We start from the raw sequence: 19,016 nt of genomic DNA on the forward strand, positions 1-19,016 counted from the left end.
TCATGCGACAAGCCCGGCGAATGCCGGGCTTGTCGATCGTACCAGTGCGCCGGATGGTTTACGGCGCGCCGTAGCTCATCAGGCGGTCGTAACGACGCTCCAGCAACTCACCCATTTCCAGGCCCTGGAGCATCTTCAGTTGCGCCAGCAGTTCGCCACGGATCGATTCGGCCATGCTCGCCGGATCGCGATGGGCGCCGCCCAGCGGTTCGTCGATGACCTTGTCGACGATGCCCAGGCCTTTCAGGCGCTCGGCGGTGATACCCATGGCCTCGGCGGCTTCCGGCGCCTTCTCGGCGGTCTTCCAGAGGATGGAGGCGCAGCCTTCCGGCGAGATCACCGAATAGGTGGAGTATTGCAGCATGTTCAACTGGTCGCAGACACCGATGGCCAGCGCGCCGCCGGAACCGCCCTCGCCGATCACGGTGGCGATGATCGGCGTCTTCAGTCGCGCCATCACCCGCAGGTTCCAGGCGATCGCCTCGCTCTGGCCGCGTTCCTCGGCATCGATGCCCGGGTAGGCGCCGGGCGTGTCGATGAAGGTCAGGATCGGCATCTTGAAGCGTTCGGCCATTTCCATCAGGCGGCAGGCCTTGCGATAGCCTTCCGGACGCGGCATGCCGAAGTTGCGCCGGACCTTCTCACGGACTTCGCGGCCTTTCTGGTGGCCGATGACCATCACCGGGGAACCGTCGAGGCGGGCAACGCCGCCGACGATCGCCGGGTCGTCGGCGAAATGCCGGTCGCCGTGCAGTTCCTCGAAATCGCTGAACAGGTAGCCGATGTAGTCGAGGGTATAGGGACGCTTGGGATGGCGCGCGAGCTGGGCGATCTGCCAACTGGACAGATTGCCGAAGATGTTTTCGGTGAGCGCCTTGCTCTTGTCCTGCAGACGCGAGATTTCGTCGCTGATGTTCAGCGCATTGTCGTTGCCCACCAGGCGCAGCTCTTCGATCTTGGCTTGCAGGTCGGCGATCGGCTGTTCGAAATCAAGAAAGTTCGGGTTCATAGGCTTCCGTCGTGCGCAGATTCTAGTGGGCCGTTTCCGTTTGGCGCCCTACCTTACGGGATCGGGCGCCAGGGGTCGAGCCGGGAGCAAGGGCGATCCGCGTTTTCCCGCCGCAGAGCGCGGAACAACGGCGTTATCGCCCATCGCGATTAACGATAATTGAGGAAGACGTTGTCGCGCCCGAACTGGTCACGCAATGCCTGGATCAGATCGTCCGCCGGATCCACCCGCCAGCTCTCGCCGAACTGCAGCAGGGCCTTGGCGTCGGCGCTGGTGTAGTCCAGGGTGATCGGGCAGGAACCGCGATGGCGGTTGAACAGCTCGCCCAGCCAGCGCAGGCGGTCGCCCTTCAACAGGTCGGCGTGCAGCTTCATCCGCAGGCTCTCCGCCAGGCCGGTACGCGCTTCCTCCAGGCTCATCACGCGCTTGGCGCGCAGGCGCAGTCCGCCGGAGAAGTCGTCCTGGCTGACCTCGCCCTCGACCACCACCAGCGCGTCGGTCTGCAGCAGCGACTGGGCCGCGGCGAAGGCTTCGGAGAACAGCGAGGCCTCGATCCGTCCGGAGCGGTCGTCGAGGGTGACGAAGCCCATCTTGTCGCCCTTCTTGTTCTTCATCACCCGCAGGTTGACGATCAGCCCGGCCACCGTCTGGGTATCGCGCGCCGGCTTCAGCTCGACGATGCGCTGGCGGGCGAAGCGCCGCACCTCGCCTTCGTACTCGTCGATCGGATGGCCGGTCAGGTACAGGCCGAGGGTGTCCTTCTCGCCCTTCAGGCGTTCCTTGAGGGTCAGCTCCTTGACCTTGCGGTGGTTGGCGTAGACATCCGCCTCCGGCTCGGCGAAGACTCCGCCGAACAGGTCCATGTGCCCGCTGTCGTGACTGCGCGCGGTCTGCTCCGCGGCCTGGATCGCTTCCTCCATCGCCGCCAGCAGCACGGCGCGGTTGAGGTCGACGGTAGCCTGGTAGGCCTTTAGCTCATCGTGGTAGTGCGGCCCCAGGCGATCCAGCGCACCGGCGCGGATCAGCGCTTCCAGGGTGCGCTTGTTGATGCGCTTGAGGTCGACGCGGTCGCAGAAATCGAACAGGGTGTTGAACGGCCCGCCTTCGGCGCGGCATTCGGTGATCGCCTCCACCGGCCCCTCGCCGACGCCCTTGATCGCACCCAGGCCATAGACGATCCGGCCATCGTCGTCGACGGTGAAGCGGAACTCGGAGTTGTTCACGTCCGGCGCCACGATGCGCAGCTTCATGTGCCGGCATTCTTCGATCAGCGTCACCACCTTGTCGGTGTTCTGCATATCCGCGGTGAGTACCGCGGCCATGAACGGCGCCGGGAAGTGGGTCTTCAGCCAAGCGGTCTGGTAGGAGACCAGGCCGTAGGCTGCCGAGTGTGACTTGTTGAAGCCGTAGCCGGCGAATTTTTCCACCAGGTCGAAGATGTTGCCCGCGAGATCGGCATCGATGCCGTTGTTCTTGCAACCCTCGATGAAACCGCCGCGCTGCTTGGCCATTTCCTCGGGCTTCTTCTTGCCCATCGCCCGGCGCAGCATGTCCGCGCCACCGAGGGTATAGCCGGCCATGACCTGGGCGATCTGCATCACCTGTTCCTGGTACAGGATGATGCCGTAGGTGGGTTTGAGCACCGGCTCCAGGCCGGCGTACTGGTAATCGGGGTGCGGATAGGACAGCTCGGCGCGACCGTGCTTGCGGTTGATGAAGTCGTCCACCATGCCCGACTGCAGAGGACCCGGGCGGAACAGCGCCACCAGTGCGATGAGGTCTTCCAGGCAGTCCGGCTTGAGCTTCTTGATCAGCTCCTTCATGCCGCGCGATTCGAGCTGGAACACCGCAGTGGTCTCGGCCTTCTGCAGCAGCGAATAGGTCGGCTTGTCGTCCAGCGGGATGAAGTCGATGTTCACCGGCTCCAGGCCCTTCTTGGCCTGCTCGCGGTTGATGATCTCCATCGCCCACTTGATGATGGTCAGGGTCCGCAGGCCGAGGAAGTCGAACTTCACCAGGCCGGCCGCCTCCACGTCGTCCTTGTCGAACTGGGTCACCAGGCCGCCGCCTTCCTCGTCGCAGGCGATCGGCGAGAAGTCGGTCAGCTTGGTCGGCGCGATCACCACGCCACCAGCGTGCTTGCCGGTACCGCGGGTGATGCCTTCCAGCTTGAGGGCCATCTCCCAGATCTCGGCGGCTTCCTCGTCGCTCTTGAGGAAGTCGCGGAGCATTTCTTCCTGCTCGTAGGCCTTATCCAGGGTCATGCCGACTTCGAACGGAATCATCTTCGACAGCCGGTCGGCGAGACCGTAGGACTTGCCCTGGACCCGCGCCACGTCGCGTACCACCGCCTTCGCCGCCATCGTGCCGAAGGTGATGATCTGGCTCACCGCGTTGCGCCCGTAGGCGTCGGCCACGTAGTCGATCACCCGGTCGCGGCCCTCCATGCAGAAGTCGACGTCGAAGTCGGGCATGGAGATCCGTTCCGGGTTGAGGAAACGTTCGAACAGCAGGTCGTAGGCCAGCGGATCGAGGTCGGTGATCTTCAGCACGTAGGCCACCAGCGAGCCGGCGCCCGAGCCCCGCCCGGGGCCTACCGGCACGCCGTTGTTCTTCGCCCACTTGATGAAGTCCATCACGATGAGGAAGTAACCGGGGAAACCCATCTGGATGATGATATCGAGTTCGAAGTTCAGACGGTCGACATAGACCTGGCGCTTAGCCTCGTAGTCCGGGGTGTCCTTCGGCAACAGCACCTCCAGGCGCTCCTCGAGACCTTCGAAGGAGGCGTGCCGCAGGTAGTCGTCGATGCCCATGCCATTGGGCGTGGGGAAGTCCGGCAGGAAGTACTTGCCCAGCTGCACCTCGATGTTGCAGCGCTTGGCGATCTCGACGGTGTTTTCCAACGCTTCCGGCAGGTCGCTGAACAGCTCGGCCATTTCCGCCGGCGACTTCAGGTATTGCTGGTCCGAATAGGTACGCGGCCGCCGCGGATCGTCGAGGGTCCGCCCCTCGCCGATGCAGACGCGGGTCTCGTGGGCCTCGAAGTCTTCCTGCTTGATGAAGCGCACGTCGTTGGTCGCCACCAGCGGCGCGTTACAGCGTGACGCCAGAGCCACCGCCGCGTGGAGGTGCTCCTCGTCGTTGACCCGGCTGGTACGTTGCACTTCGACGTAGAAGCGCTCGGGGAACACCTCCATCCACTCGCGCAACAGCGCCTCGGCCTTGGCCTCCTCGCCGTCGAGCAGCGCGTGGCCGATCTCGCCTTCCTTGGCCGCGGACAGCGCGATCAGGCCTTCCGCCGCCTCCTTGACCCAGTCGCGCTCGATGATGATCTCGCCATTGCGCTGGCCTTCGCTCCAGCCGCGGGAAATCAGCTCGGTGAGGTTGCGATAGCCCTTCGCGTTCATCGCCAGCAGGCTCAGGCGGCTGAGCGGGCCATCTTCCTCGCGGCTGGCGAGCCAGATGTCGGCCCCGCAGATCGGCTTGATGCCGGCGCCCATGGCGGTCTTGTAGAACTTCACCAGCGAGCACATGTTGCTCTGGTCGGTGACCGCCACCGCCGGCATGCCCAGCCCCGCCACCGCCTTGGCCAGGGGCTTGACCCGGACCAGGCCGTCGACCAGGGAGAATTCGGTATGCAGACGCAGGTGAACGAAGGATACGGTCATGAAGGCCCCGGAGCAGAAATAACGCAAAAACGACAAGGCCCGGATTGTACCGGGCCCGGTGGCAAAGCTACAGGTTCAAGAGCGGACGATGCGCCTCGGCTGCGCCGAGAAACGTCGCCCGCCCCGCGCTCAGGCGCGGCGGTCGTCCCAGATACCCGGTTCGAGCTTCTGCTGGACTTCGGGGAACTGGCTGGCGTCGAAGGTCGGCAGCTTGCCGGCCTTGCGCTGGGCGTTGTAGTCCTTGGCCAGCTTGATCGCGAGGTTGGACAGCAGCAGGATGGCGATCAGGTTGGTGATCGCCATCAGGCCCATCGACACGTCGGCGAGGTTCCAGACGAACGGCAGCGAAGCCAGCGCGCCGAACATCACCATCGCCAGCACGATCAGGCGGAAGATCAACAGGCCCGCCAGGTGGTTGTGCTCGAGGAATACCAGGCAGTTCTCGGCATAGAAGTAGTTGGCGACGATCGAGGTGAAGGCGAAGAACAGGATGATCACCGCCAGGAAGTAGCGGCCCCAGTCGCCGACCTGGCTGGTCAGGGCATTCTGCACCAGCATGATGCCCTCGCCTTCCTGCGGTCCGGCCAGCAGGATGATGGCGGCGGAAGCGGTGCAGATCAGCAGGGTATCGATGAACACGCCGGCCATCTGCACGTAGCCCTGGGACGCCGGGTGCGGCGGATAGGGCGTGGCCGAGGCGGCGGCGTTGGGCGCCGAGCCCATGCCTGCTTCGTTGGAGAACAAGCCGCGCTTGAAGCCGTTGAGGATCGCCGCGCCGATGCCGCCGGCGGCGGCCTCGTGCCAGCCGAAGGCACTCTTCACCACCATCTCCAGGACGCCCGGCAGTTCGCTGAGATTGAACAGGATGATGCCCACCGCCAGCAGCAGGTAGGCCACCGCCATGAAGGGTACCGCCAGCTCGGAGAAGCGCGCGATGGAGCGCAGGCCGCCGAAGATGATCAACGCGGTGAGGATCACCACGGCGATGCCGCTGATCCAGGTCGGCACGCCGAAGGCGCCCTGCATGGCACCGGTGATGGTATTGGCCTGCACCGAGTTGAAGACGAAACCGAAGGCGATGATCAGGAAGATCGAGAACAGGATGCCCATCCAGCGCGCGCCCAGGCCCTTCTCCATGTAGTAGGCCGGGCCGCCACGGAACTGGCCCTTGTCGTCGCGAATCTTGAACAACTGGGCCAGGGTCGCCTCGACGAAGCCGGTCGCCATCCCCACCAGGGCGATCGCCCACATCCAGAACACTGCGCCGGGACCGCCGAGCGTGATCGCTACCGCCACGCCGGCGACGTTGCCGGTACCGACCCGCGCCGCCAGAGAGGTGCAGAGCGCCTGGAACGAGGAGATTCCCGAGTCGTCCGACTGGCGGCTGCCCTTGAGCACGCTGAAGGTATGGCCGAAGTGGCGGAACTGGATCAATCCCAGGCGCACAGTGAAGTACAGGCCGCAACCGACCAGCAGCCAGATGAGGATCTTGCCCCAGATAAGGCCGTTGAGCAGGTCGACGACCTGAGTGGCGAATTCTTGCATGGATAACTCCCCTGTTCCGCTTATGGCGGATTGTTGTCAGCCGACCTCCCGGGTAGAAGGCCGCGTGTTTCGGACACACACGGAATGACGTGCGAGCCGAAGGAAATTTCGCTGTGAATGGTACCTGGCAGGAAGGGGCAGGACTTTCCGCTATTGACGCCGCTCACCGCTTGTCACCAGGCGACGGATACGGTCAGTCACGCGACATCCGCTCAATTATTGAACAGGGACATCCAGCAATTCGCGAACCGGAGCAAACGAGCGTCGATGGATCGGCGTCGGGCCGAGACGGGAAAGCGCCTCGAGATGGACAGCGGTCGGATAGCCCTTGTGCCCGGCCATGCCATAGCCCGGATAGACCCGGTCCAGCTCGACCATTTCCCGGTCGCGACTGACCTTGGCCAGGATCGACGCCGCGGCGATCGCCGGTACCTGGCTGTCGCCCTTGACCACCGGCGCGCTGGGCACCGCCAGTTTCGGACAGCGATTGCCGTCGATCAGGGCCAGCCGCGGAGTCACGCTGAGGCCTTCGACCGCGCGTTGCATGGCGAGCATGGTGGCATGCAGAATGTTCAGCCGGTCGATCTCCTCGACCTCGGCGCGGGCGATGCACCAGGCCAGGGCCTTCTCGCGGATCTCTTCGAACAGCGCCTCGCGGCGGGCTTCGCTGAGCTTCTTCGAGTCGTTCAGGCCGAGGATCGGGCGGCTCGGGTCGAGAATCACCGCGGCGGTGACCACCGGACCGCACAACGGACCGCGACCGACCTCGTCGACGCCCGCGACCAGATCCTCCACCAGATTGAAATCCAGGCCCAGTTGCATCAGCGGCGCTCCACCAGTTGCAGGACGGCTTCCGCCGCCTGTGCCGAAGCATCCTGGCGCAAGGCCCGATGGATGGCATCGAAGAATTCCACCTGCTGCGAGCCGTCGTCCAGCAGCGGCGAGAGGGTTGCGGCCAGCGCTTGCGGGGTGGCGGCGTCCTGGATCAGTTCCGGCACCAACAGGCGTCCGGCCAACAGGTTCGGCAGGGAGATGTAAGGGCTTTTCACCAGGCGCTTGAGAATCCGGTACGTCAGCCCGGCGACCCGATAAGCCACCACCATGGGCCGCTTGTAGAGCAGCGCCTCGAGGGTCGCGGTACCGGAGGCGATCAGCACCGCATCGCAGGCGGCCAACGCTTCATGGGAAGCGCCGTCGAGCAGCGTCAGCGGCAGAGGCTCGCGGCCCTGGAGCATCTGCTCGATCTGTTCGCGCCGTGCAGCGCTGGCGCAGGGCAGCACGAAACGCAGGCCCGGCCGTTCGACGAGCAGGCGCTGGGCGGTGTCGAGGAACAAGGCGCCGAGCTTGCCGACCTCGCCGCCGCGACTGCCCGGCATCAGCGCCACCACCTGTCCGTCCGCCGGCAATCCGAGCCGCGCGCGGGCCGCAGCGCGATCCGCCTGCAGGGGAATGGTGTTGGCCAGGGGGTGGCCGACGAAACGCACGGGCACCCCATGCTCTTCGTAGAAACGTGCTTCGAAGGGGAACAATGCCAGCATCAGGTCGCAGGCCTCGCGAATCTTCAGCACCCGCTTCTGCCGCCAGGCCCACACCGAAGGGCTGACGTAATGCACGGTGCGCAGGCCAGCCTGGCGCAGCTTGTGTTCGACGCCGAGGGTGAAGTCGGGAGCGTCGATGCCGATCATCACATCCGGCCGGGCCTCGATGAGCGTGCGGATCAGGCGCTTGCGCCGTCGCAACAACTCCGGCAGCCGGCCCAGTACTTCGACCAGACCCATCACCGACAGGCGCTCCATGGGGAAATAGCTGGACAGCCCTTCGGCCTCCATGCGCGGCCCACCGACGCCGATGAACTCGATATCCGGGTGCCGCGCCCGCAGCGCCTGCATCAGTCCGGACCCGAGGATATCGCCGGAGGCCTCGCCGGCGACCAGGGCTACGCGCAATCCGTCAGCCATGGCTCAGCGGGTGATGCCGCGGGTTGCGCTCTGGATGGAATCACGGAACACCGCGACCTCGGGGAACTGGGCAGCGCTTTCGGCCAGCTCGGCCAGGGCTTCCTCGACGGTATGTCCCTGGCGATAGACCACCTTGTAGGCACGCCGCAGGGCATGGATGGCCTCGCTGCTGAAGCCGCGCCGACGCATGCCTTCGAAGTTCATGCTGCGGGCTTCGGCCGGGTTGCCGAAGACCGTCACGTAGGCCGGGACGTCCTTGCCGATGGCGCTGCCCATGCCGGAAAAGCTGTGCGCGCCGATCCGGCAGTACTGGTGCACCAGGGTGTAGCCGGACAGGATCGCCCAGTCGTCCACGTGGACATGCCCGGCCAGCGCCGTGTTGTTCACCAGGATGCAATGGTTGCCGATCACGCTGTCATGGCCGATGTGCGCATAGGCCATGATCAGGTTGTGGTCGCCAATGGTGGTTTCCGCGCGATCCTGGACGGTTCCGCGATGGATGGTCACGCCTTCGCGGATCACGTTGTGGTCACCGATCACCAGGCGCGTCGGCTCGCCCTTGTATTTCAGGTCGGGAGTGTCCTCGCCGACGCTGGAAAACTGGTAGATGCGGTTGTGCTTGCCGATCTTCGTGGGGCCCTTGAGCACCACGTGCGGACCGATCACCGTCCCTTCACCGATCTCCACTTCCGCCCCGACGATGGACCACGGGCCCACCTGGACGTCAGCCGCCAGCCTGGCGCTCGGATCGATGATGGCGCGAGGATCGATCAAACTCATAGTTTGCGTTCCGCACAGATGATTTCAGCCGAGCATACCGGCTTGTCGTCGACGGTAGCGTGGCAGTCGAATTTCCAGATGCTGCGCTTCACGCTGATGAACTTGGCGTGCAGTTGCAGTTGGTCGCCCGGCAGGACCGGCTGGCGGAAGCGCAGCTTGTCCGAACCGACGAAGTAGTAAAGGGTGCCGTCGGCGGGCTTCACGTCGAGCATCTTGAAACCGAGGATACCGGCCGCCTGGGCCATCGCCTCGATGATCAGCACGCCCGGCATGATCGGGTGCTCGGGGAAATGTCCGTTGAAGAACGGCTCATTGATACTGACATTCTTGTAGGCGCGAATGCGCTTGCCCTCGATGTCCAGCTCTACCACCCGATCCACCAGCAGGAAAGGATAGCGATGAGGCAGGTATTCGCGAATCTCGTTGATGTCCATCATGTTAGGGGGAGCCTGTTCAGAAAAGGGTGACGCAAAAAACGTCAATTACGCATCAGATGAAGCGTCACCGCTTGAGGTCACGGCAGCCAGGCGTTTTTCCAGCTGCTGAAGTCGACGCGCCATGTCGTCCAGTTGACGAATGCGCGCGGCGCTTTTTTTCCATTCGGCCGCCGGTTGCATGGCGGTACCGGAGGAATACGATCCCGGCTCGGTGATCGAGCGGGTCACCATGGTCATGCCGGTCACGAAAACGTTGTCGCAGATCTCGATATGGCCGACCAGGCCAACGCCGCCGGCGAGCATGCAATGCCTGCCGATCTTGGCGCTGCCGGAAATGCCGACGCAAGCGGCCATGGCGGTATGATCGCCGATCTGCACGTTGTGCGCGATCATGATCTGGTTGTCCAGCTTCACACCGTTGCCGATCAGCGTATCGGACAGTGCTCCACGGTCGATGGTGGTGTTCGCGCCGATCTCGACGTCGTCGCCGATGGTCACCCCGCCGATCTGGGCGATCTTCTGCCAGACGCCCTTCTCGTTGGCGAAACCGAAGCCTTCGCCGCCGATCACCGCGCCCGACTGGATACTCACCCGCGCGCCGATGGTGACGTCGTGGTAGAGCGTGACCCGCGGCGCCAGCCAGCCGCCTTCGCCGATCACGCTACGGGCGCCGATTACGCAGTGCGCGCCGATGCTGACGCCAGCGCCGATGCGGGCGCCACTCTCGATCACCGCATAGGCGCCGACGCTGGCGCTCGGATCGACCTCGGCGTCCGCCGCGACGATGGCGGTGGGATGGATACCGGCGGCCGCCTTCGGTTTGCGATCGAACAGGTGCGACAGGCTGGCATAGGCCAGGTAGGGATTGGCCACCACCAGCGCGGTACCGGAGAACCCGTCGGCGTCGGCAGCCGTCAGCAGGACGGCGCCGGCACGGCTTTCGGGCAGGTACTTGCGATACTGCGGGTTGGCCAGGAAGCTCAGCTGAGCCGGTCCGGCCTCCTGCAAGGTCGCCAGGCCCTGGATCGGCAGGTCCGCGTCGCCACGGAGTTCCGCGCCGACATGCGCGGCCAGCTGGCCCAGGGTGTAGGACAAGGTACTCATCATCAACGCAGCTGGTTCATCCGCTCGATCACCTGGCGGGTGATGTCGTATTGCGGCTTGACGTCGACCACGGCGCCACGCTCGATGACCATGTCGTAGCCGCCTTTCTTGATGGTTTCCTCGACGGCCTGGTCCAGCTTCGGCTTGAGCTTCTTCAGCATGTCGCGGTCGGCGGCGGCCTTCGACTCGTTCAGTTCCTTGGACTGGAACTGGAAGTCACGGGCCTTCTGCTTGAAGTCCAGCTCGGCCTTCTCGCGGTCGCCCTGGGACATCTTGCTGCCGTTGGAAACCAGCTTGTCCTGCAGCGCCTTGGCGTCGCGTTCGAGGTTCTTCAGCTTGTTCAGCTGGGGGCCGAACTTCTTCTCGGCATCCACGGCGTATTGCTTGGCGGCATCGGACTCGAGCAGCGCCATCTGGTAGTTGAGCACCGCGATCTTCATTTCAGCGAACGCCGAAGGAGCCGCCATGATGGCTGCGGTGATCAGGACGAACTGGGTGAACTTACGCACGATGCACTCCTGCACAAAGCATGGTTTCGTTACTCGGTACTACGTACAAATCAGAAGGTCTGGCCCAGGGAGAACTGGAAGACCTGGGTTTCCGCGTTGTCCGGCTTCTTGATCGGCGTCGCCAGGCTGAAGCTCAGCGGGCCCAGCGCGGTGATCCAGGTCAGGCCGACGCCCACGGAACTGGCGAGGTTGTCGGTCTTGATGCCGTCGCAGTTGGTGGTGGTATTGGTCGGGCAGTCGGTATCGAAGGTGCTACCCACGTCCCAGAACAGCACGGTACGCAACTGGCGCTGGTCCTTGACGAACGGCAGCGGGAACAGCAGCTCGGCGCCGCCGGTGATCAGGATGTTACCACCGAAGGCTTCGGGATCCTGGTCCGGGTCGGTGTAGCGACCACGTTCATCAGGCCCAGGAATGATCTTCCCATCCTTGTAAGCCCTAGAGGGAGTACTACGAGGCCCCAGCGTGCTGTCCTTGAAGCCTCGCACCGAGTTGAAGCCGCCGGCGTAGTAGTTCTCGTAGAACGGCAGGCGCTCGGTGGATCCGTAGCCGTCGCCATAGCCCAGCTCGGTGTGGAAGCGCATGGTGTAGTTGTCGGTCAGCGGGGCAAAGACCTGCCCGCGGTAGTCGATCTTGTAGAACGACAGGTCGCTGCCCGGCAGGGTGGTTTCCAGGGTCAGGCTCTGCGAGTGACCACGGGTGGCCAGCACGCCCTTGTTCAGGGTCGATTCGGACCAGCCGATGGAAGCCTTGAAGTTGGTGAAGTTGTCGCCTTCCTTGTCGAGGAAGTCGTAGATCTCGTCCACGGTGTAGCGGCCGGTGTCGATCTGGTCGCGCTGCACGCTCAGCCCATAGGTCAGGCGCGAGGTCTCGCTGATCGGGTAGCCGATGCTCATGCCGGCGCCCAGGCTGTTCACCGAGTAGCTGGCGACGTCGACGTCGAGTTCGTCGTAGTCGGTCTTCCGGTAGAAGGCGTTGTAGCCGAGGCTGACGCCGTCGACGGTCCAGTAGGGGTCGACGAAGCCGAAGTTGTAGCGGGTCTGGTATTCGCTGCGGGTCAGGCCGATGCTGACCTTGTTGCCGGTACCCAGGAAGTTGTTCTGGCTGATCGAGCCACCGAGGATCAGGCCGGCGCTCTGGGCGAAGCCGACGCTGGCGGTGATCGAGCCGGACGGTTGCTCTTCGACGCTGTAGTTGACGTCGACCTGGTCGTCGGTGCCGGGAACCGCCGGGGTCTCGACGTTGACTTCCTTGAAGTAGCCGAGGCGCTCCAGACGGGCCTTGGACTGGTCGATCAGGTAGGTGGAGGCCCAGCCGCCCTCCATCTGGCGCATTTCGCGGCGCAGCACTTCGTCTTCGGTCTTGGTGTTGCCGCGGAAGTTGATGCGGTTGACGTAGGCGCGCTTGCCCGGGTCGACGACGAAGGTCACCGAGACGGTCTTGTCGTCGTCATGGGCTTCCGGCACGCCGTTGACGTTGGCGAAGGTGTAGCCCTCGTTGCCCAGGCGACGGGTGATCAGGTCGGAGGTGGTGGTCATCACCTTGCGCGAGAACACCTGGCCCTTCTGTACCAGCAGCAGGCGCTTCACTTCCTCTTCCGGCACCTTCAGGTCGCCGGTCAGCTTCACGTCGCGGATGGTGTACTTCTCACCCTCGTTGATGTTGACGGTGATGTAGACGTGCTTCTTGTCCGGGGTGATGGATACCTGGGTGGAGGCGATATCCATGTTGATGTAGCCGCGGTCCAGGTAATAGGAGCGCAGGCGCTCAAGGTCGCCGGAGAGCTTTTCGCGGGCGTACTTGTCGTCGTTCTTGAAGAACGACAGCCAGTTGGTGGTCTTCAGTTCGAACAGGTCGGTCAGGTCTTCTTCGGAGAAGACGGTGTTGCCCACCACGTTGATGTGGGAAATCGCAGCGACCGTGCCTTCGTTGATGTTGATCTTCAGCGCGACGCGGTTGCGCGGCTGCGGGATCACTTCCGCGTTGATCTCGGCCGAGTAGCGGCCCTGGGCCACGTACTGGCGTTGCAGCTCGTTGCGCACGCCTTCGAGGGTGGCGCGCTGGAAGATCTCGCCCTCGGCCAGGCCGGACTGTTTCAGGCCCTTGAGCAGGTCTTCCTTGGAAATCGCCTTGTTGCCCTCGATCTCGATGCTGGAGATCGACGGGCGCTCGACTACAGTGACTACCAGCACGTTGCCATCGCGGCCGAGCTGGATGTCCTGGAAGAAACCGGTCTTGAACAGGGAGCGGGTGGCCTGGACCAGGGCCTGGTCGTCGATGGTCTCGCCGACGTTCAGCGGCAGGGCGGCGAACACGCTACCGGCGGACACGCGCTGCAGGCCATTGACCCGGATATCGGAAACAGTGAAGGACTCGGCGTGAACCTCGGCGATCATCAGCGCTGACAGCAGCGCGGGTAGCAGAAAGCGTTTCATGGAGTCCTTTTTTTCCAACTGACAAATAGAGAATCTGCCGCAAAGGGCGGCAGATTCGAATTCAACATGACTACAGACGACTCAGATCGTTGACCAGAGCGAGCAACATCACGCCAACGACCAGACTGATGCCGATCTGCATCCCCCAAGCCTGTACCCGTTCGGATAATGGGCGCCCGCGCACCCACTCAACCAGATAGAACAGCAGATGCCCGCCATCGAGGACAGGGATCGGCAGCAGGTTGAGAACCCCCAAGCTAATGCTCAGATAGGCCAGGAAATTGAGAAAATCCCCCACGCCAGACTGGGCTGAAGCGCCCGCCACTTTAGCAATGGTTATCGGCCCGCTCAAGTTTTTTACCGAGAGCTCGCCGAGCAACATTTTCTTTATGGAGTCGAGCGTTAGCAGGCTCATGGTCCAGGTTCGGGAAAGCGCCTGACCCACCGCCTCCAGCGGTCCGTAGCTCACTTCGCGGAGCATTTCCGCCGGCCATTCGGTACCGGCGACCCCCGCCCCCATGTAGCCGCTCCGGGCCTTGCCCTCGCCGCGCACCGCCAGCTCCAGGGCAACATCCAGCACTTCGCCGTCGCGCAGTACCTTGAGCTGGACGCGCTGCCCGGGACGGGCACGGACGCTTTCCACCACCTGCTGCCAGTCGTCGACGGCGATGCCATCGATGCTCTGCAAGCGGTCGCCGAGCTTCAGCCCGGCGGCCTGCGCCGGCCCCTTGGGGTCGAGTTCGGCCAGCACCGGCGGCAAGGCCGGCCGCCAGGGCCGGATGCCCAGCGAGGCGATGGGATCGGGATTGTCCTCGCCCTTCAGCCAGCCATCCAGACGCACCTGGTGGGTGGAATCAACATTCGAGCCCTTTTCCTGCACCCGCACTTCCAGCGTACCGCTCTCGCCGAGACGGCGAACCAGCTGCAGGTTGACCCCGCTCCAGCCGGTGACGGGCTCGCCGTCCACCGCCAGCAGTTCCTGCCCGGCCTCCAGGCCGGCCTGGGCGGCCAGGCTCTCCGGCGCCACGGAACCGATGACCGGGCGCACCTGCTGGCTACCGAGCAGGGCGACGACCCAGAAGAACAGAATCGCCAGTAGGAAATTGGCGATGGGACCAGCCGCGACGATGGCGATCCGCTGACGGACCGTCTTGCGATTGAAGGACTGTTCGAGCAGATGGGCCGGTACTTCCGCCTCGCGCTCGTCGAGCATCTTGACGTAGCCGCCCAGCGGAATGGCCGCCACCACGAACTCGGTGCCGTGCCGGTCGTGCCAGCGCACCAGCGGCGTGCCGAAGCCGACGGAGAAGCGCAGGACCTTCACCCCGCAGCGTCGCGCGACCCAGAAGTGGCCGAATTCGTGGAACGTCACCAGCACGCCCAGGGCCACCAGGGTACCGACGATCATGTAAAGCGCACTCATCTCCTACCTCCAGGCCGTCCGAAGACTAGCCGGCGTGTCGGGTCAACCATTGCCCGGCGACCGAACGGGCGCGGCGATCGGCGGCCAGGACCTGATCGAGCGATTCGACTGCGGTCACCGCCTCGCGGTTCAGCACGTCCTCGATGATAACCGCGATGTCGCTGAAGCGGATGCGCCGCTCGAGAAATGCGGCCACGGCCACCTCGTTCGCGGCATTCAGCATGGCCGGGGCGCTGCCGCCGGTTTCCGCGGCCTGGCTCGCCAGGCGCAGGCAGGGGAAGCGCTGCTCGTCGGGGCGCTGGAAATCCAGGCGACCGACGGCGAACATGTCCAGCGGCGAAACGCCGGAATCGATTCGCTCCGGCCAGGCCATGGCATAGGAAATCGGCGTGCGCATGTCCGGATTGCCGAGCTGGGCGATCACCGAGCCGTCGACGTAGTCCACCATCGAGTGGATCACGCTCTGCGGGTGGATCACCACCTCGACCTGGCTCGGCTGGGCGTCGAACAGCCAGCACGCCTCGATCAGTTCGAGCCCCTTGTTCATCATGCTGGCGGAATCGACGGAAATCTTCCGCCCCATCGACCAGTTCGGGTGCGCACAAGCCTGCTCCGGCGTCACCGAAGCGAGTTGCTCCAGCGGCGTCTCGCGGAACGGGCCGCCGGAGGCGGTCAAGAGGATCCGGCGCACGCCGACCCGCTCCAGGCCATCGGCATAATTGCGCGGCAGCGACTGGAAGATCGCGTTGTGCTCGCTGTCGATCGGCAGGAGCACCGCGCCGCTGCGCTTGACCGCCTGCATGAACAGCGCGCCGGACATCACCAGCGCTTCCTTGTTGGCCAGCAGTACGCGCTTGCCGGCCTCGACGGCCGCCAGGGTCGACGGCAGCCCGGCGGCGCCGACGATGGCCGCCATTACCATGTCCACTTCGGGCGCGCTGGCCACTTCGCACAACGCCTGCTCGCCGAACAGCACCCGGGTGCGGATACCCGCCGCGGCGAGCGAGCCCTGCAAGGCGATCGCCGCGGCCTGCTCCGGCACCACCGCATAGACGGGGCGGTGCCTGAGGCACAGCGCCTCGAGTTCGGCCAGGCGGCTGAAGCCGGTCAGGGCGAAGGCTTCGTAACGATCGGGATGACGCTGGACGACGTCCAGGGTGCTCAGGCCGATCGAGCCGGTCGCGCCGAGCACGCTGATCCGCTGCGGTCGACTCATGGCGCACCCCAGCCGGCGGCCCAGAGCAGGGCCGCGAATACCGGGATGGCTGCCGTCAGGCTGTCGATGCGATCCAGCACGCCACCGTGGCCGGGCAGCAGGTTGCTGCTGTCCTTGATTCCGGACTGGCGCTTGAACATGCTTTCGGTGAGGTCGCCGACGATCGAGACGAACACCACCAGCGCCGCGCCGAGCAGGGCCAGGAGCAGCGCGCCGAGGGACCAGCCGCGGTAGAGGCCGACCGCCAGGGTGATCGCCAGGCTGGCCGCCAGGCCGCCGTAAACGCCTTCCCAGCTCTTGCCGGGGCTGACCCGCGGCGCCAGCTTGCGCTTGCCGAAGGCCTTGCCGGAGAAGTAGGCGCCGATATCCGCGCCCCAGACCAGCACCATCACGGCGATGATCAGGCCATTGGCCAGCGGCCACTGCTTGAGCAGGACCAGCCCCTGCCAGGCCGGCAACAGGATCAGCAGGCCCATGCCCAGGCGGCGCCAGCGTCCGCCCCAGTAGCCGACGCTTTCCGGGTAGGTGAGCACCAGCACAGTGGCCAGCGTCCACCAGACCAACGCCAGCAGCAGCACGGCTCCGGCAAGCTGCGGCAGATGGTAGAGAGCGACCATCAGTACGGCGACCGTCGCCGCGTAGGCAACGCGGCCGAACTGCTGTTCATAGCCGGCCAGGCGTGCCCATTCCCAGGCCCCCAGGCTCACCACCGCGCCGATGAACAGGGCGAAGAACGCCCCTTCGAGAAGGAAAAAACCACCCAGCGCGATGGGCAGGAGCACCAGCGCCGTGATGATCCGTTGTTTCAGCATGACGGACGGGCCTCGGCCTCGACTTGCTCGCTGGTCTTGCCGAAGCGGCGCTGGCGCTTGGAGAAATCCGCCAGGGCAGCCCGCATCGCCGCGTGCTTGAAGTCGGGCCAGAACAGGTCGGAGAAATACAGCTCGGCGTAGGCCAGCTGCCAGAGAAGGAAATTGCTGATGCGATGCTCGCCGCCGGTGCGGATGCACAGGTCGGGCAGCGGCTGGTCGCCGGTCACCAGGCAACCCTGGAGCAGCTCGGCGGAGATATCGTCCGCCGCCAGGTGCCCGCCCTGGACCTCGCGCGCCAGGCGCTGTGCGGCCTGGACGATGTCCCACTGGCCGCCGTAGTTGGCGGCGACCTGGAGGAGGAAACGGGTATTGCTGGCAGTGGCGGCTTCCGCTTCGCGCATGGCCGCCTGCAACTCCGGATGGAAACGCGTGCGATCGCCGATGATGCGCAGGCGGATGCCGTTCTCGTCGAGCTTGCGCACCTCGCGGCGCAGGGCCACGAGAAACAGTTCCATCAGCGCGCTGACTTCGTCCGCCGGACGCTGCCAGTTCTCGCTGGAGAACGCGAACAGGGTGAGGACCTCGACCCCTGCCTCGGCGCAGACCTCGATCACCGCCCTGACGGCATCGACACCGGCCTTGTGGCCGGCGACGCCGGGCAGAAGACGCTTCTTCGCCCAGCGATTGTTACCGTCCATGATAATGGCCACGTGGCGTGGCACGCACACATCCTTCCGGGTCTTTTCCATGACGTCAGCCCGGCCTCAGACAGCCATGAGGTCCGCTTCTTTGGCTTCCAGTGCCTTCTCGATCTCACCGATGAACTTGTCGGTCAGCTTCTGCACGTCGTCGCCGGCGCGGCGCTCTTCGTCCTCGCTGATTTCCTTTTCCTTCTGCAGGTCCTTCAACTGGGCCAGCGCATCGCGACGGATGTTGCGCACGGAAACCCGCGCCTGCTCGGCCTCGGCACGCGCCTGCTTGGTGTAGCCCTTGCGGGTCTCCTCGGTCAGGGCCGGCATCGGTACGCGGATGGTGGTGCCGGCGGTGGCCGGGTTGAGCCCCAGGTCGGAGGTCATGATGGCCTTCTCGACCGCCTGGATCATGCTCTTGTCGAACACGGCCAGGGCCAGGGTGCGGGAGTCTTCCACGGTGACGTTGGCGACCTGGCGCAGCGGCGTATCGGCACCGTAATAGGAAACCATCACGCTATCCAGGATGCTCGGATGCGCGCGACCGGTGCGAATCTTCGCGAAGGCATGGCCCAGCGCTTCCAGGGTCTTGCCCATGCGCTCCTGCGCTTCCTTCTTGATCTCGTTGATCATTCTCAACCCTCCTCGATCAGGGTGCCTTCGGCACCACCAACAACAATATTCAGCAATGCGCCCGGCTTGTTCATGTTGAACACCCGCAGCGGCATGTTCTGGTCACGGCACAGGCAGATGGCGGTCAGGTCCATCACGCCGAGCTTGCGATCGAGCACTTCATCATAGGTCAGGCGCTCGAACTTCTCGGCATTCGGGTCCTTGAACGGGTCGGCAGTGTACACGCCATCGACCTTGGTAGCCTTAAGGACCACGTCGGCGTCGATCTCGATGGCGCGCAGGCAAGCCGCCGAGTCGGTGGTGAAGAACGGGTTGCCGGTACCGGCGGAGAAGATCACCACCTCGCCACCGCCGAGGTGGCGCATGGCCTTGCGGCGGTCGTAGTGGTCGGTCACGCCGACCATGGAGATCGCCGACATCACCAGCGCGGGGATGTTCGAGCGCTCCAGCGCATCGCGCATCGCCAGGCCGTTCATCACGGTGGCCAGCATCCCCATGTGGTCGCCGGTCACCCGGTCCATGCCGGCCGCGGACAGGGCCGCTCCGCGGAACAGGTTGCCGCCGCCGATGACCAGGCCGACCTGCACGCCGATCCCGACCAACTGGCCGATTTCCAGCGCCATGCGGTCCAGCACCTTGGGATCGATGCCGAACTCCTCCGAGCCCATCAGGGCTTCGCCGCTCAACTTTAGAAGAATGCGTTTATAGCGAGGTTGACGAGCGCTCAGTTGCTGAGCCATGACCTTTTCTCCTGCGGCGATAAAAATACGTGACGGCCGGGCCGTCGTGGGCGGA

The 19,016-nt window shown here is 64.6% G+C and carries 16 protein-coding genes; all 16 read right to left on the minus strand.

The annotated features are described in order from the left end of the window. Positions 1-58: 58 nt before the first annotated feature. The 16 genes from accA to pyrH all read right to left on the minus strand — a co-directional run bounded on the left by accA (position 59) and on the right by pyrH (position 18,961). Positions 59-1,009, minus strand: coding sequence for an acetyl-CoA carboxylase carboxyl transferase subunit alpha (gene accA, locus HMPREF2581_RS01180; protein WP_003109333.1), 951 nt, complete (start codon positions 1,007-1,009; stop codon positions 59-61). A 149-nt stretch (positions 1,010-1,158) separates the two neighbouring features. Continuing rightward, positions 1,159-4,680, minus strand: a complete 3,522-nt coding sequence (gene dnaE / locus HMPREF2581_RS01185; protein WP_003098578.1) for a DNA polymerase III subunit alpha — start codon at positions 4,678-4,680, stop codon at positions 1,159-1,161. A 129-nt stretch (positions 4,681-4,809) separates the two neighbouring features. After that, positions 4,810-6,225 (minus strand): alanine/glycine:cation symporter family protein, encoded by a 1,416-nt coding sequence (locus HMPREF2581_RS01190; protein ID WP_003138024.1) that lies wholly within the window; start codon positions 6,223-6,225, stop codon positions 4,810-4,812. A 216-nt stretch (positions 6,226-6,441) separates the two neighbouring features. Continuing rightward, on the minus strand, positions 6,442-7,047 hold the full coding sequence (gene rnhB / locus HMPREF2581_RS01195; RefSeq protein WP_003092371.1) for a ribonuclease HII: 606 nt from the start codon (positions 7,045-7,047) through the stop codon (positions 6,442-6,444). Next, entirely contained in the window at positions 7,047-8,183 is a 1,137-nt protein-coding gene (gene lpxB, locus HMPREF2581_RS01200; protein WP_003109334.1) for a lipid-A-disaccharide synthase, read from the minus strand. The genes rnhB and lpxB overlap by 1 nt, the downstream gene beginning before the upstream one ends. Before the next feature lie 3 nt (positions 8,184-8,186). After that, positions 8,187-8,963 carry an acyl-ACP--UDP-N-acetylglucosamine O-acyltransferase gene (gene lpxA / locus HMPREF2581_RS01205; RefSeq protein ID WP_003092373.1) on the minus strand — a complete coding sequence of 259 codons (777 nt, stop codon included), beginning with the start codon at positions 8,961-8,963 and terminating at the stop codon, positions 8,187-8,189. Next, positions 8,960-9,400, minus strand: a complete 441-nt coding sequence (gene fabZ / locus HMPREF2581_RS01210; RefSeq protein ID WP_003092375.1) for a 3-hydroxyacyl-ACP dehydratase FabZ — start codon at positions 9,398-9,400, stop codon at positions 8,960-8,962. The genes lpxA and fabZ overlap by 4 nt, the downstream gene beginning before the upstream one ends. A 45-nt stretch (positions 9,401-9,445) precedes the next feature. After that, positions 9,446-10,507, minus strand: coding sequence for a UDP-3-O-(3-hydroxymyristoyl)glucosamine N-acyltransferase (lpxD, locus tag HMPREF2581_RS01215; protein WP_003092378.1), 1,062 nt, complete (start codon positions 10,505-10,507; stop codon positions 9,446-9,448). Beyond that, positions 10,507-11,013, minus strand: a complete 507-nt coding sequence (locus HMPREF2581_RS01220) for an OmpH/Skp family outer membrane protein (RefSeq protein ID WP_003098586.1) — start codon at positions 11,011-11,013, stop codon at positions 10,507-10,509. The genes lpxD and HMPREF2581_RS01220 overlap by 1 nt, the downstream gene beginning before the upstream one ends. A gap of 50 nt (positions 11,014-11,063) precedes the next feature. Beyond that, positions 11,064-13,448, minus strand: coding sequence for an outer membrane protein assembly factor BamA (gene bamA / locus HMPREF2581_RS01225; protein WP_003138020.1), 2,385 nt, complete (start codon positions 13,446-13,448; stop codon positions 11,064-11,066). Positions 13,449-13,518: 70 nt separating this feature from the next. Then, positions 13,519-14,871 carry a sigma E protease regulator RseP gene (gene rseP / locus HMPREF2581_RS01230; protein ID WP_003138017.1) on the minus strand — a complete coding sequence of 451 codons (1,353 nt, stop codon included), beginning with the start codon at positions 14,869-14,871 and terminating at the stop codon, positions 13,519-13,521. Positions 14,872-14,896: 25 nt separating this feature from the next. Further along, the gene (ispC, locus tag HMPREF2581_RS01235; RefSeq protein WP_003109337.1) at positions 14,897-16,087 is read right to left on the minus strand and encodes a 1-deoxy-D-xylulose-5-phosphate reductoisomerase; all 1,191 of its coding nucleotides are present in this window, start codon (positions 16,085-16,087) and stop codon (positions 14,897-14,899) included. Then, positions 16,084-16,899, minus strand: a complete 816-nt coding sequence (gene cdsA / locus HMPREF2581_RS01240; RefSeq protein WP_003092388.1) for a phosphatidate cytidylyltransferase — start codon at positions 16,897-16,899, stop codon at positions 16,084-16,086. The genes ispC and cdsA overlap by 4 nt, the downstream gene beginning before the upstream one ends. After that, a complete protein-coding gene (gene uppS / locus HMPREF2581_RS01245) occupies positions 16,893-17,648 on the minus strand; it encodes a polyprenyl diphosphate synthase (protein WP_003129937.1) in 756 nt (251 codons plus the stop codon). The genes cdsA and uppS overlap by 7 nt, the downstream gene beginning before the upstream one ends. A 15-nt stretch (positions 17,649-17,663) precedes the next feature. Beyond that, positions 17,664-18,221, minus strand: a complete 558-nt coding sequence (gene frr, locus HMPREF2581_RS01250) for a ribosome recycling factor (RefSeq protein WP_003092390.1) — start codon at positions 18,219-18,221, stop codon at positions 17,664-17,666. Between the two features lie 2 nt (positions 18,222-18,223). Then, the gene (gene pyrH, locus HMPREF2581_RS01255; RefSeq protein ID WP_003092391.1) at positions 18,224-18,961 is read right to left on the minus strand and encodes a UMP kinase; all 738 of its coding nucleotides are present in this window, start codon (positions 18,959-18,961) and stop codon (positions 18,224-18,226) included. Positions 18,962-19,016: the final 55 nt, after the last annotated feature.

Source organism: Pseudomonas sp. HMSC057H01, from assembly GCF_001836405.1.
Classification (GTDB): domain Bacteria; phylum Pseudomonadota; class Gammaproteobacteria; order Pseudomonadales; family Pseudomonadaceae; genus Pseudomonas; species Pseudomonas aeruginosa.

What these genes read in the sequence shown, in the direction of transcription:
- accA (WP_003109333.1), bottom strand. Translation starts at nt 1,009, where the DNA reads ATGAACCCGAACTTTCTTGATTTCGAACAGCCGATCGCCGACCTGCAA.
- dnaE (WP_003098578.1), bottom strand. Translation starts at nt 4,680, where the DNA reads ATGACCGTATCCTTCGTTCACCTGCGTCTGCATACCGAATTCTCCCTG.
- HMPREF2581_RS01190 (WP_003138024.1), bottom strand. Translation starts at nt 6,225, where the DNA reads ATGCAAGAATTCGCCACTCAGGTCGTCGACCTGCTCAACGGCCTTATC.
- rnhB (WP_003092371.1), bottom strand. Translation starts at nt 7,047, where the DNA reads ATGCAACTGGGCCTGGATTTCAATCTGGTGGAGGATCTGGTCGCGGGC.
- lpxB (WP_003109334.1), bottom strand. Translation starts at nt 8,183, where the DNA reads ATGGCTGACGGATTGCGCGTAGCCCTGGTCGCCGGCGAGGCCTCCGGC.
- lpxA (WP_003092373.1), bottom strand. Translation starts at nt 8,963, where the DNA reads ATGAGTTTGATCGATCCTCGCGCCATCATCGATCCGAGCGCCAGGCTG.
- fabZ (WP_003092375.1), bottom strand. Translation starts at nt 9,400, where the DNA reads ATGATGGACATCAACGAGATTCGCGAATACCTGCCTCATCGCTATCCT.
- lpxD (WP_003092378.1), bottom strand. Translation starts at nt 10,507, where the DNA reads ATGATGAGTACCTTGTCCTACACCCTGGGCCAGCTGGCCGCGCATGTC.
- bamA (WP_003138020.1), bottom strand. Translation starts at nt 13,448, where the DNA reads ATGAAACGCTTTCTGCTACCCGCGCTGCTGTCAGCGCTGATGATCGCC.
- rseP (WP_003138017.1), bottom strand. Translation starts at nt 14,871, where the DNA reads ATGAGTGCGCTTTACATGATCGTCGGTACCCTGGTGGCCCTGGGCGTG.
- ispC (WP_003109337.1), bottom strand. Translation starts at nt 16,087, where the DNA reads ATGAGTCGACCGCAGCGGATCAGCGTGCTCGGCGCGACCGGCTCGATC.
- cdsA (WP_003092388.1), bottom strand. Translation starts at nt 16,899, where the DNA reads ATGCTGAAACAACGGATCATCACGGCGCTGGTGCTCCTGCCCATCGCG.
- uppS (WP_003129937.1), bottom strand. Translation starts at nt 17,648, where the DNA reads ATGGAAAAGACCCGGAAGGATGTGTGCGTGCCACGCCACGTGGCCATT.
- frr (WP_003092390.1), bottom strand. Translation starts at nt 18,221, where the DNA reads ATGATCAACGAGATCAAGAAGGAAGCGCAGGAGCGCATGGGCAAGACC.
- pyrH (WP_003092391.1), bottom strand. Translation starts at nt 18,961, where the DNA reads ATGGCTCAGCAACTGAGCGCTCGTCAACCTCGCTATAAACGCATTCTT.